This is a genomic window from Streptomyces oceani (genome assembly GCF_001751245.1).
GTDB lineage: Bacteria > Actinomycetota > Actinomycetes > Streptomycetales > Streptomycetaceae > Streptomyces > Streptomyces oceani.
In genome coordinates this window covers 16701-29117 of record NZ_LJGU01000120.1, presented here as the reverse complement: position 1 = coordinate 29117, position 12417 = coordinate 16701, and the positions used below count along the sequence as shown (strand labels likewise).

Here is a 12417-nt window from a genome sequence, read left to right as displayed (position 1 = left end):
GCCGTACAGCAGGCCCGCCCCGGCCGAGGAGCCGACGTCGCGCGCGCCGCGCGCGGACGGCGGCGCGGGCTGGGAGCAGCGGGCGGCGCGTGGCCTGGCCTTTCTGCGGCGCAGGATCACCGGGGACTACGAGGTCGACGAGTTCGGCTACGACGCGGAGTTGACCGACCAGGTGCTGATGTCCCTGCTGCGGCCGGTGTACGAGAAGTACTTCCGGGTCGACGTGCGCGGCATCGACAATCTGCCGGCGCACGGCGGGGCGCTCGTGGTGGCCAACCACTCCGGCACCCTGCCGCTGGACGGACTGATGTTGCAGGTCGCCGTGCACGACCACCACCCCGCGGGGCGTACGCTACGACTGCTCGCCGCCGACCTGGTGTTCATGCTGCCCGTGGTGAACGAACTGGCACGGAAGGCCGGTCACACCCTGGCCTGCTCGGACGACGCCCAACGCCTGCTGGCACGTGGTGAGCTGGCCGGAGTGATGCCCGAGGGGTTCAAGGGAGTGGGGAAGCCTTTCGCGGATCGCTACAAGCTGCAGCGGTTCGGTCGCGGAGGTTTCGTCTCGACCGCCCTGCGTGCCGGGGTGCCGATCGTGCCGTGTTCGATCGTGGGGGCGGAGGAGATCTACCCGATGATCGGCAACGCCAGCACGCTGGCACGGCTCCTCGGACTGCCGTACTTCCCGATCACGCCGACCTTCCCGCTGTTGGGACCGCTGGGTGCCGTGCCGTTGCCGACGAAGTGGACCATCGAGTTCGGCGAACCGATTCCGACGGACGGCTACGCGCCGGAGGCCGCTGACGACCCGATGCTGATGTTCAACCTCACCGACCAGGTGCGGGAGACCATTCAGCACACGCTCTACAAGCAGTTGGTACGCCGCCGCTCGGTCTTCTTCTGACCGGCCAGCGGCAGGACGGATGCCGTCACTCCTGCTGGCCGCCCTCCACCCCCAACCCTGGTAGCAGTTCCGGCAGCACGGGCGGCGCCGGGACGTCCGTATCGGGCACTGCCCCGCTTTGCGAGCCGGGAGCCGCGTCGGAAGGCGGTCCCGACGGAACCTCAGGCGGCAGGTCCGGATCGAGGAGGCCGTCCTCGCCGAGCAGGCCACCGTCCGTGGAGCGGCTGCTCGGGTCGGACTCGGACGGCTCGGGGGAGCGTTCCGGTTTCGCCGTACGGTCCCCGCCGCTGGCGGAGTCGGAGGGCGAGGGTCGTTTCGTGCCGCCCTTCCCGGCCTCCTCGGAGACGACGGGAGCACGGTCGTCCCCCTCGGCTCGCCCGCCGGGCCCGGGCGGGAGCAGGGCACGGAACGACCGCACCTCCTCGTCCATGGCCTCGAAGACGGAACTCACCTCCGCGCCGAGGTCGGACAACTGGCCCGGCAGCCGGTCACGTAGCTGCGACCAGCGGTCACGGTGCCTCTGGGAGAACGCCGAGAGCGACTCCATACGGCCGAGCCTGCCGTCCTCCGCGTATGCCGCACTGAGCAGTCGGTGGCCCTCGGCGGCGTCGTGCCGCATCCCGGACAGTGCCTTGCGAACGGACCGGACCCCGTCCGAGTCGAGGTCGCCGCCCCGCGCCCGCTCCATCAGCCGGCGCGTTTCCCGCATGCGGGTGGCGGCGTGGTCCAGGTAGAGCTGGCCGCGCTCCGCCTCGTCACCGGTCAGGTCCGTGCGGATGTCCTCGATGCCGCGCTTCAGGCCGTACAGGTTGTCGCCGGGCAGCGCGTCCGTACTGGCCATCGCGGCGCCGCCGAGCGCGCCGGCCGCCATCCCGACGCCCAGACCGCCCGCGGCGATACCCCTCCCCAGCCGGGAGTGCGGGCGCAGCCGTGCCATGGCGCTCAGCGCCGGGGCACGGTGCTGGCCCCCGCCCCCACAGGGGTCGCGCTGCTCCGGGACCGGTGCCGGAGCCGTGGTCTCGCCCGGGGCCGGAGCCGGCGCCGGGGCGGAAGTCGTGAACCGGCCACCCCCGGGGCCCAACGCACCGTCCGCCACGGCGTGTTCCATGGCGGCGACGAGCTGCGCTCGTTGGACGGACCTGGCCTCCGCCGCCAGCTCCGGTTTCGGGAGGGCGTCCAGCTTGGCTGTCAACGCGAGCAGCGTGGAGTGTTCCGGGTCGTCTCCCTCGACGGCTTCCTCGGCGCCCTCCTGGTCGTGCTCCTCCAGAGCCTGGGCGAAGGCGTTGGCCCGTCGGCTGGTGGACACGTATCCGATCACCGGCGGCACATCCTCTCGTCAGCACGGTCGGCCCCCCGCACGGGAGCGGGCGTGCTCCTCGCCACCCGGCGCCGCGTACGGGAGCGGAGTGGCGAGGAGGGCACGATTCGGCGGGCCTGCACCATCACAACGACCGAAAAGCCAGTCGGGTTACGCGGTGCCGATGATGTTACTGATAGTGCCAGTGCCATGACGGATGGTCAACATCACGTCAGGGCGGGTGGCGTGACGAAACGGCCTGGAGGGGGACGGTCTTCGGGTGGTCGAACGTGGCCTGACGTCCTGGTGTGTCGGGGGCAACAGCGCCCCCGTCACCGGACGTTGTCTGGCAGGAGGCGGGCGAGGGTACGGACCGCGCGGTACTGCAGGGTCTTGATCGCGCCCTCGTTCTTGCCCATGACACGTGCCGTCTCCGCCACCGTCAGACCTTGCAGGAAGCGCAGCGTCACGCACTCCTGTTGCTGCGGGTTGAGTCGGCGTACGGAGTCCAGCAGCGCGGCGTTGGACAGCGTCTCCAACACCGAGTCCTCGGGGCTGCGCTCCACCTCGTTGGCGTCCAGCATCTCGCCGGTGGTCACCTCGAGGCGGAACCGGCTCGACTTGAAGTGGTCGGCGACCAGATTGCGAGCGATGGTGACCAACCAGGCGCCGAAGTCGCGTCCCTGCCAGGTGAACGTACTGATGCGTCGAAGGGCGCGCAGGAACGTCTCACTTGTCAGGTCCTCGGCGGTGGCCCGGCTGCCCACCCGGTAGTAGACATAGCGGTAGACGGTGTCGCTGTACTGGTCGTAGAGACCCCCGAAGGCCGCGGGCTCGCCGTTCTGGGCGCGTTCCACCAGCTCCATCATCCGCCGGGTGTCGCCCTCGCTGGCGGTGGGGCGCCGGCGTGCGGTCCGGGTGTCGGCACCGGCGTGCCCGGCGGATTCGGTGCTCTCGGCAGGGCTGTCGCTCCGCGCGGGTGCGGCGGCCCCACCGGGTGCGGCGGTGGTCGTGGAGCGGGCGGCGCGTGGCCGTCGCTCCGCGGCTCGCGGGCTGACGACGCTGGCGGTGGTGCTGTCGGCCAGTGTGAAACAGGGGTGTACGGGGACAGGCGTGGCTGTGGCGAGGGCCGGGACGGCGTACGCGCGAGGGACGAACGCACGTAGCTGGTCGATGACTGTCGTGCGCAGCGTAGCCGGGCCCGAGGTGTCAACCCCGACATATGGGTACACGGGACTCCCAAGGCAGAGCTTTCCATCAGGTTGCAGCGCGGGACCGTGCGTCCGGTGCTGGGACGTGGGGTACCGGATTGCGTCTGAGGAGAATAACGCTTCGTGTCGGTCGAACTACCCGTAGTTGCTGAATTCGCCGATTTGGTTCGGTCTGTTTCGCGATGCAGCTCGCTCAGATATCGAACACGCGCGAGATGTTGATAAGTTCACTGAGCGGAATTGGCAGAGGGATGACAATTTTTGACTCAGGCGCGATCCGACCGGAGCCCTCGATTCCTCCGGGCGGCATGTCCGCGCGACTTCGTCCACCTGCTCGCGCCAGCTCGTCCGAAGCCGCGCCGCGCGCCGATTCGCCTCCCGCGTCGGGCCGATGACCTGCGTACTCGCCTAGCGGCGGCGTCGGTGCAGCGCCATCGCGGCGGCTGTGCCGCCGGCAACCGCGCCCACCGAGGCGGCGGCCGGTATGCCGATCCGTACCGCCTTGCGGCCTGTGCGGTAGTCCCGTAGCCGCCAGCCCATTTCGACAGCATGTGCCCGAAGTTGGCTGTCAGGATTGATCGCATACGGATAACCGACCAGCGAGAGCATCGGGATGTCGTTCGCGGAGTCGCTGTACGCGGCGCAGCGCCCGAGTTCCAGCCCTTCGGCGGCGGCCAGTGCCCGTACCGCCTCGGCCTTTGCGGGACCGTGCAGGGGTTCGCCGACGAGACTGCCCGTGTAACTGCCCTCGACCGACTCGGCGACCGTACCCAGCGCGCCGGTGAGGCCCAGTCGGCGTGCGATGATCGTCGCCGTCTCCACCGGGGCGGCGGTTACCAGCCAGACCTTCTGGCCGGCGTCCAGGTGTGCCTGCGCGAGCGCGAGGGTGCCCGGCCAGATGCGGCCGGCCATGTACTCGTCGTAGATCTCCTCGCCCATCGTCATCAGTTCGGACACCCGATGGCCCGCCACGATCGACAGCGCGCTCTCCCGTACGTCCTGCATGTGCTCCGGGTTCTCCGCCCCGGCCAGCCTGAAGTACGCCTGCTGCCAGGCGAATCGGGCCAGGTCGCCGGTACGGAAGAACTTCCGCTTGTACAGGCCGCGGCCGAAGTGGAACAGCGCGGCGCCCTGCATCACGGTGTTGTCGAGGTCGAAGAAGGCCGCGGCCCGGGTGTCGCCGCTGACCGGGAACTCCGGTTCGGCTTCCGGCGCGGCGGCCGACTCGGTGTCCGAGGTCTCCTGCTTACGGGCGGCCTCGGCGGCGGCCTCACCGGCGAGCACGCTGCGCGCGGTGGCGGAGCGCCGGCGGGGGATGAGCCAGGAGGGGACGGCCATACCGTCGAGCATAGCCAGTGCCGGGCGCCACTTCGCGCGACGATGCGGCCGAACGGCGACGGTGCGGACGGTGTGGCCGTGGGAGAGACGGCGCATCGGGTCCCCGCGGGACCGTCGGTGGCCGCCCCGCCCGCACAATGAGGGGCATGAGGAACGTCACGCTGATCGGCAAGCCGGGGTGTCATCTGTGCGACGCCGCACGGGACACGATCGTTCGGGTGTGCTCGGAGACGGGCGCCACCTGGGAGGAGAAGGACATCAACCAGGACGAGGAGCTCTACCGGAAGTACTGGGAACAGATCCCCGTGGTGCTGGTGGACGGCGCGCAGCACGACTTCTGGCGGGTGGACCCCGAGCGGCTGCGGCGGGCGCTCGGCGCGTGACGCTGTCCCGTACGACGCGGGTCGGCGGACCGCTCGGGGATCTCGGCGGCTGCGCGCGCGGCGGCTGTCCGACCGGAGTTCGATTATCATCGAGGGCGTTTTGTCGTCGGGGGGCGGATAGGCGAGGAGTGTGGCCGCGTGTCCCCAACGGCGTCTGTGGCACCGGTCACGTTCCCTGCGCAAAACGGACATCATCTTTGTGCACGCGTTCACAAAGGCATAGCCTGGCTGGAACGGAGCGGTACGACCGGGTGCACCGAGACGTGTGTGCCGGGTGGTAGCCGCTCACCGCTGCGCGCAACCGGCAGGAGCACCGTGGCAACTGACCGCACCCATCGACCGGCGACGTCGACCCGGAGCCGAGGGATTCCCGAGGCGACCGTCGCCCGGCTGCCGGTCTATCTGCGAGCCCTGACCGCCCTGTCCGAGCGCTCCGTGCCCACGGTCTCCTCCGAGGAACTGGCCTCGGCCGCCGGCGTCAACTCCGCCAAGCTGCGCAAGGACTTCTCGTATCTCGGTTCCTACGGCACCCGCGGCGTCGGCTACGACGTCGAGTACCTCGTCTACCAGATCTCCCGGGAGCTGGGGCTGACCCAGGACTGGCCCGTGGTGATAGTCGGTATCGGTAACCTCGGCGCCGCGCTCGCCAACTACGGCGGTTTCGCCTCCCGTGGTTTCCGGGTCGCCGCGCTGATCGACGCCGATCCCGCGATGGCCGGCCGTCCGGTGGCCGGGATTCCCGTACAGCACACCGACGCGCTGGAGAAGATCATCTCGGACAACGGCGTCTCCATCGGCGTCATCGCCACCCCGGCCGGGTCCGCGCAGCAGGTATGTGACCGGTTGGTGCAGGCGGGAGTCACCTCGATCCTGAACTTCGCCCCCACCGTGCTGTCCGTGCCCGAGGGGGTGGACGTCCGTAAGGTCGACCTCTCCATCGAGCTGCAGATCCTGGCCTTCCACGAGCAGCGCAAGGCCGGCGAGGACATCCTGCCGGAGGGCGTGATCCCGGACGACGAGACGGAGCCGCCGGTGGCCCCGCCGGCCGACACGGTGACCAAGCGTCCGGACCCGGGTTCGGACGGGGACAGGCCCGCGGTGATGCCGGCATGAGCGTTCTGGTCGTGGGTCTGAGTCACCGAAGCGCGCCGGTGAGCGTGCTGGAGCGGGCCGCGTTGGCGCCCGGCGGTAGCGGTTTGTTGCTGCGGGACGCGGTCGGGGTCGAGCCGGTAACGGAGGCGGCCGTGCTCGCCACCTGCAACCGGGTGGAGGCGTACGCGAACGTGGACAAGTTCCACGCCGGCGTCGCCGAGCTGTCCGCGCTGCTCGCCCAGCACAGTGGCGTGGATCTCGAGGAACTCACGCCGTACCTGTACGTGCACTACGAGGACCGTGCCGTCCACCACCTGTTCTCGGTGGCCTGCGGGCTGGACTCCATGGTGGTCGGCGAGGGGCAGATCCTCGCCCAGATCAAGGACGCGCTCGCGGTGGCGCAGCGCGAGCACAGTGCCGGTCGGCTGCTGAACGAGTTGTTCCAGCAGGCGCTGCGGGTGGGCAAGCGTGCCCACACCGAGACCGGAATCGATCGGGCGGGACAGTCCCTGGTCACCTTTGGACTCGAAACGCTCGCCGACGGCCAGGACGTGTCCTCGTGGGTCGTGGGCAAGCGCGTCCTGGTGATCGGCGCGGGCTCGATGTCCTCGCTGGCCGCCACCACTCTCGCTCGTCGGGGCGCGACCGAACTGGTGATCGTCAACCGCACCCTGGAGCGCGCCCGGAGCCTCGCGCTCAGCCTCGCCGACGCCGGCGCGTACGACGCGCGGGCGCTGCCCATCGCCGAGATGGCCGCCGGCCTGGCGGAGGCGGACGTCGTGGTCTCCTGCACCGGTGCCACCGGTCTCGTACTGACCGCCGAGATGGTGCGGGAAGCCCTGGACGCCGGCGAGACCCCGGACGCCGGCCGGCGGTCCCGTGCGGACCGGCTCGCCCTCCTCGACCTCGCCATGCCACGAGACGTCGACGCGGCGGTGCACCGGCTGGACGGGGCGCGGCTGGTCGACATCGAGTCGCTGGCCGAGGCGTCCGCCGACGCCCCGATGGCCGCAGACGTCGACCTGGTGCGCCGCATCGTGACCGAGGAGGTCGCGGCGTTCGGCGCCGCCCAGCGCGCCGCGACCATCACCCCGACCGTGGTGGCCCTGCGCGCGATGGCCTCGGAGGTCGTCGGAGCCGAGATGGCTCGCCTGGAGGGCCGGCTACACGGACTGGACGACAAGCAGCGGGCCGAGATCACCCAGACGGTACGCCGCGTGGTCGACAAGCTGCTGCACGCGCCGACGGTTCGGGTGAAGCAGCTGGCCAAGGAGCCGGGCGGTGCCGGATACGCCGAGGCGTTGCGGGAACTCTTCGACCTGGATCCGCAGGCGGTGGCCGCGGTGAGCAGCCCGGTGGGGACGGGCGGCAGCCTCGGCGCCGTCGACGGCTCGGCGGGACCCGTGCGCGAGATCATCGAGCCCGCGACCGTCACCGAGTCCGCCGGTGCCACCGTCGAGCCCCTGACCGAGCGAACGACCGACGCCATGGCTGAGGCCCCCGCCGAGTCCGCCCGCGCGAAACCCGCCACCGAACGGGCCGCGACGTCCCGGACGTTGCCCACCCACGTGTCACAACGGGAGGGCCGATGACCTCGCCACAGCCCGCCGTGGGTACGGACGCCGCCACGCCGCTACGCCTGGGCACCCGCCGCAGCACCCTCGCCCTGGCACAGTCCGGCCTGGTCGCCGAGCAGGTCCGCAGGGCCACCGGGCTTCCGGTCGAACTCGTCGGCATCAGCACCCATGGCGACGTGAGCCGGGAGCACCTGGCGCAGATCGGTGGCACGGGCGTCTTCGTCTCCGCGCTGCGGGACGCGCTGCTCGCCGGTGAGATCGACCTGGCCGTGCACTCGCTCAAGGACCTGCCGACCGCCCCCCACCCGGGGCTGACGATGGCCGCGGTGCCACGGCGTGAGGACCCGAGAGACGCCCTGGTCACCGGGGACGGACGGGACTTCGAGCAACTGCTGCGTGCCGCGCGTCCCGTACGCGTCGGTACGGGCGCACCGCGCCGGATGGCGCAACTGAACGCCTGGGCTCGGACGCATGGCGCGCAGCTGGAGACCGTTCCGATACGGGGGAATATCGAGACACGGATTGGGTACGTGCGATCCGGCGAGATCGATGCGATCGTTCTCGCCGCCGCCGGGCTGAACCGTGTCGGCCGGATCGACGAAGCCGCCGAGCTGATCGCGCCGGACACCGTGCTGCCCGCCCCCGGCCAGGGGGCACTCGCGGTCGAGTGCGCGAGCGGTAACGCGCACCTGACCGCACAGCTCGCGGAGCTCGACGACCCGTACACACGGGCCGCCGTAACCGCCGAGCGAACCCTGCTCGCTGCGTTGGAAGCCGGCTGCAGCGCCCCCGTCGGGGCGCTGGCCGATCTGCCGGCCAGCGGACAGGATGCCACCGAAATGCGCCTGCGTGGCGTCGTCGGCACGACCGATGGCGCGTCGCTGGTGCAGCTGTCCACCACCGGCCCCGTCCCGGCGTCCGCCGCCGAGATCGTGTCCCAGTCCGAGCGACTGGGCCGTGAACTCGCCGACGAGATGCTTGCCAAGGGTGCGGCCGGTCTGATGGGGGAGCGAGCACTTTGAGCCCCACCGCCGCCCAGACTTCGACAACGCACCACCTCTACGGTGCCCACGGGCACGTCACCTTCCTCGGTGCCGGGCCCGGAGACCCAGGTCTGCTCACGCTGCGCGCCGTGGAGGCGTTGGCGAGGGCCGATGTGCTGGTCGCCGACCCCCAGGTGGAGGGGATCGTACGGCCCCACGCGCGGTCCGGTGTGGACACTCCCACACACTCCGCGCCATCCGCCGTCGAGCCGGTGGCCGAGCAGGGCGCGCCGACCGCCACGCCCACGGACCCGGTCGCGGACAGCCCAACCGGCCCCGCCAGCACGGGAGATCGGGCACATAGTGTCATGGCCGCCGCGCGCAGCGGCAAGCGGGTGGTACGGGCCGTGGTCGGCGATCCGGGGCTGGACACGGACGCCGTACAGGAGATGCTGGCCTGTTCCGCCGAGGGGATCACCTTCGAGGTGGTGCCCGGGGTGGCGACCGCCGTGGGCGTGCCGGCGTACGCCGGCGTGCCACTGCGGGACGCGCAGGGCACGGACGTGCGGTTCATCGACGCCCGTACGGCCGACGACAGATGCTGGACCGAGGCCGGCGCGAGCGACGCGACCCTGGTCATCTCCACCAACCTGGACCTGGTCGCCGCGGCGGCCGGCGAGCTGGTGACCACGGGCCGCAAGCCGGACACCCCGCTGACGGTGACTCTGGCCGGCACGACCACCCGACAGCGCACCGTGACGGCCACGCTCGGCACCCTCGCGCAGACCCTCAAGGCCAACAAGCTGCTGCCCGCCGCGGACAGCGGTCAGCCGGTGATAGCCGTGGTGGGCGAACGCAGCGCGTCGGCCCAGCGTCAGCAACTCGCGTGGTTCGAGTCCAAGCCGCTGTTCGGCTGGCAGGTGCTGGTGCCGCGTACGAAGGAACAGGCCGCCTCGCTCTCCGAGCAGTTGCGGTCGTACGGCGCGGTGCCGGCCGAGGTGCCCACCATCGCGGTCGAACCGCCCCGCACGCCGCAGCAGATGGAGCGTGCGGTCAAGGGCCTGGTCACCGGACGTTACGAGTGGATCGCCTTCACCTCGGTGAACGCCGTCAAGGCGGTGCGGGAGAAGTTCGAGGAGTACGGCCTGGACGCCCGCGCGTTCGCCGGCATCAAGGTGGCGGCCGTGGGCGAGCAGACCGCCGCCGCGCTGGTCGAGTTCGGGGTGAAGCCGGACCTGGTGCCGAGCGGTGAACAGTCCGCCGCCGGGCTGCTGGAGGACTGGCCGCCCTACGACGCGGTCTTCGACCCGATCGACCGAGTGTTCCTGCCGCGTGCCGACATCGCGACCGAGACGCTGGTCGCCGGCCTGATCGAGCTGGGCTGGGAGGTCGACGACGTGACGGCGTACCGCACCGTACGGGCCTCGCCGCCTCCCGCCGACACCCGGGAGGCCATCAAGGGCGGCGGTTTCGACGCGGTGCTGTTCACCTCGTCGAGCACCGTGCGGAACCTCGTCGGCATCGCCGGCAAGCCGCACAACGTCACCGTCATCGCGTGCATCGGCCCGGCCACGGCCAAGACCGCCGAGGAACACGGGCTGCGGGTGGACGTGCTCTCTCCCGAACCGTCGGTGCACAAACTGGCGGCGGCCCTGGCGGACTTCGGGCAGAAGCGGCGCGCGGACGCCGTGGAGGCCGGCGAGACCGTGAAGCGGCCCAGCGAGAAGCGGCCGGCCCGGCGGCGGGCGCGTACGTCATGAGCGGCGAGCTGACCGGGGACGGCGGGCGGGTCGGCGGCCTGGGCGGCTTCCCCGCCGTCCGGCCACGCCGGCTGCGTACGACCGCCGCCCTGCGCCGGATGGTCGCCGAACACCGTCCGCACCCGGCCGACCTGATCCTGCCCGCCTTCGTACGGGAGGGCGTGTCGGAGCCGGCACCGGTCTCCTCGATGCCCGGAGTGGTGCAGCACACCCGGGAGTCGCTGCGCCGGGCCGCCGCTGAGGCCGCCGAGGCGGGCGTCGCCGGGCTGATGCTCTTCGGGGTGCCGGCCGAGAAGGACGCGGTCGGCTCGCGGGGGACCGATCCGGACGGCATCCTCCAGCAGGCGTTGCGGGACGTACGGTCCGAGGTCGGCGACGAGTTGGTCGTCATGTCCGACCTGTGCCTGGACGAGTACACCGACCACGGCCACTGCGGCGTCCTGGACGCGCACGGCCGGGTGGACAACGACGCGACGCTGGAGCGGTACGCCGAGATGGCCCGAGTGCAGGCCGAGGCCGGTGCCCACATGCTGGGGCCCAGCGGCATGATGGACGGGCAGATCGGACACGTACGCGCCGCGCTGGACGCGGCCGGGCACCAGGAGGTGTCGTTGTTCGCCTACACCGTCAAGTACAGCTCGGCCTTCTACGGGCCGTTCCGCGAGGCGGTCGGCTCCTCTCTGACCGGCGACCGCAAGACGTACCAACAGGACCCGGCCAACGGCCGGGAGGCCCGCCGCGAGCTGGCCCTGGACCTCGCCGAGGGCGCGGACATGGTGATGGTCAAGCCCGGGACGCCGTACCTCGACGTGCTGCGGGACATCGCGCAGCGTTCCGAGGTGCCCGTCGGCGTCTACCAGATCTCCGGCGAGTACGCGATGGTCGAGGCCGCCGCCGAGAAGGGCTGGATCGACCGGGATGCGGCCATCCTGGAGACCCTGACGGGCTTCAAGCGGGCTGGTGCCGACCTGATCCTCACCTACTGGGCCATGGACGCGGCCCGACTGCTGCGCGAGCGGGGCTGACGGCTGACGGAGCGCCGGCCGCTTCGTGGTGTGGCCGCGTACTCAGGTCAACTCCTCGGCCAGCAGGGAAGAACCGCCGTCTTCACTCATTGTGATTACACAGAGTGAAAACGGCGGTTCTTTCTGCGATCATCTTACGGACGTCGGCGCACCGCGCCGGCCACACGTTTCCGTAAAATGACGAGCACGGTGGAGGGGGATCTCGTGACGCTCATCATGCCGGAGGCAGACATGCACTCGCTGCGGAGGGCCGCCGAGCTGGCGGAAGAGGCCACCGGACTGCGTGCTGAGATCATCCGAGGAGTTCTGATGATGTCTCCCACGCCGCGGCTCAAGCATGCCCGGGTGATCAATGTGATCAACCGGCAGTTGGTGCCCGCACTGCCCGCCGAGCTGGAGACCTTCCAGGTCGCCTCGCTCGCCCTGCCGCGTGACCCGGAGGACTATGCCACGCCTGACCTGTTGGTGGCGGACTCGGCTGTGGGCGAGTCCGATGACTGGCTGGTGGAGGCGGGCAGCAGCGAACTCGCCGTCGAGGTGGTGTCCGTCAGCAACAGCACCAAGGACACTCGGGAGATGGTGAGTTGGTACGCGGAGGCTGACGTCCCCGCTTACCTGGTCATCGATCCTCGGCAGGGCAACTGGACACTGCACACCGCGCCCCGGGCGGGCGCCTACCAGGGCACGCTGCACGGCGTGTACGGCGACAAGATCAGTCTGGAACGTCTCGGCGTCACTTTGGAAACCGAGGGTCTGCCTCGTTACGGCGAGCCGGGCGAGGCCGGACAGCGGGAAAGACGGGGAGGGCGGCAAGGCGGGTGATCGCTGGCAGCGAGCGGAGCGCCGT

11 protein-coding genes are annotated in these 12417 nt (G+C 70.9%); 8 read left to right on the top strand and 3 right to left on the bottom strand.

What is annotated here, in order from left to right; genetic code table 11:
- Window positions 1-904 (top strand): lysophospholipid acyltransferase family protein (locus AN216_RS11775; RefSeq protein WP_079166500.1); only part of this gene is annotated, 904 nt, incomplete at its 5' end.
- A gap of 25 nt (window positions 905-929) precedes the next feature.
- On the opposite strand, the gene AN216_RS11770 is transcribed toward AN216_RS11775, so the two are convergent.
- The 3 genes from AN216_RS11770 to AN216_RS11760 form a co-directional block, all read right to left on the bottom strand.
- Window positions 930-2222 carry a DUF5667 domain-containing protein gene (locus AN216_RS11770; protein ID WP_070196616.1) on the bottom strand — a complete coding sequence of 431 codons (1293 nt, stop codon included), beginning with the start codon at window positions 2220-2222 and terminating at the stop codon, window positions 930-932.
- A gap of 311 nt (window positions 2223-2533) precedes the next feature.
- Window positions 2534-3433 (bottom strand): ECF subfamily RNA polymerase sigma factor, BldN family, encoded by a 900-nt coding sequence (locus AN216_RS11765; protein ID WP_070196610.1) that lies wholly within the window; start codon window positions 3431-3433, stop codon window positions 2534-2536.
- Window positions 3434-3820: 387 nt separating this feature from the next.
- A complete protein-coding gene (locus tag AN216_RS11760; protein ID WP_070196615.1) occupies window positions 3821-4750 on the bottom strand; it encodes an HAD family hydrolase in 930 nt (309 codons plus the stop codon).
- A 146-nt stretch (window positions 4751-4896) separates the two neighbouring features.
- On the opposite strand from AN216_RS11760, the gene AN216_RS11755 reads away from it, so the two are divergent.
- From AN216_RS11755 to AN216_RS11725, 7 genes are all read left to right on the top strand, one after another.
- A complete protein-coding gene (locus AN216_RS11755) occupies window positions 4897-5133 on the top strand; it encodes a glutaredoxin family protein (RefSeq protein WP_070196609.1) in 237 nt (78 codons plus the stop codon).
- Window positions 5134-5448: 315 nt separating this feature from the next.
- The gene (locus AN216_RS11750) at window positions 5449-6246 is read left to right on the top strand and encodes a redox-sensing transcriptional repressor Rex (RefSeq protein ID WP_070196608.1); all 798 of its coding nucleotides are present in this window, start codon (window positions 5449-5451) and stop codon (window positions 6244-6246) included.
- Window positions 6243-7817, top strand: a complete 1575-nt coding sequence (locus AN216_RS11745) for a glutamyl-tRNA reductase (protein WP_079166499.1) — start codon at window positions 6243-6245, stop codon at window positions 7815-7817. The genes AN216_RS11750 and AN216_RS11745 overlap by 4 nt, the downstream gene beginning before the upstream one ends.
- The gene (gene hemC, locus AN216_RS11740) at window positions 7814-8824 is read left to right on the top strand and encodes a hydroxymethylbilane synthase (protein WP_070196607.1); all 1011 of its coding nucleotides are present in this window, start codon (window positions 7814-7816) and stop codon (window positions 8822-8824) included. Before AN216_RS11745 ends, hemC begins: the two co-directional genes overlap by 4 nt.
- The gene (locus tag AN216_RS11735) at window positions 8821-10545 is read left to right on the top strand and encodes a bifunctional uroporphyrinogen-III C-methyltransferase/uroporphyrinogen-III synthase (RefSeq protein ID WP_070196606.1); all 1725 of its coding nucleotides are present in this window, start codon (window positions 8821-8823) and stop codon (window positions 10543-10545) included. Before hemC ends, AN216_RS11735 begins: the two co-directional genes overlap by 4 nt.
- Complete coding sequence (hemB, locus tag AN216_RS11730; RefSeq protein WP_070196605.1) at window positions 10542-11570, top strand: porphobilinogen synthase; 1029 nt, start codon at window positions 10542-10544, stop codon at window positions 11568-11570. The genes AN216_RS11735 and hemB overlap by 4 nt, the downstream gene beginning before the upstream one ends.
- Before the next feature lie 177 nt (window positions 11571-11747).
- Window positions 11748-12392, top strand: coding sequence for a Uma2 family endonuclease (locus AN216_RS11725; protein WP_244502427.1), 645 nt, complete (start codon window positions 11748-11750; stop codon window positions 12390-12392).
- Window positions 12393-12417 lie beyond the last annotated feature (25 nt).

What these genes read in the sequence shown, in the direction of transcription:
- AN216_RS11760 (WP_070196615.1), bottom strand. Translation starts at nt 4,750, where the DNA reads ATGGCCGTCCCCTCCTGGCTCATCCCCCGCCGGCGCTCCGCCACCGCG.
- AN216_RS11755 (WP_070196609.1), top strand. Translation starts at nt 4,897, where the DNA reads ATGAGGAACGTCACGCTGATCGGCAAGCCGGGGTGTCATCTGTGCGAC.
- AN216_RS11745 (WP_079166499.1), top strand. Translation starts at nt 6,243, where the DNA reads ATGAGCGTTCTGGTCGTGGGTCTGAGTCACCGAAGCGCGCCGGTGAGC.
- hemC (WP_070196607.1), top strand. Translation starts at nt 7,814, where the DNA reads ATGACCTCGCCACAGCCCGCCGTGGGTACGGACGCCGCCACGCCGCTA.
- hemB (WP_070196605.1), top strand. Translation starts at nt 10,542, where the DNA reads ATGAGCGGCGAGCTGACCGGGGACGGCGGGCGGGTCGGCGGCCTGGGC.
- AN216_RS11725 (WP_244502427.1), top strand. Translation starts at nt 11,748, where the DNA reads ATGACGAGCACGGTGGAGGGGGATCTCGTGACGCTCATCATGCCGGAG.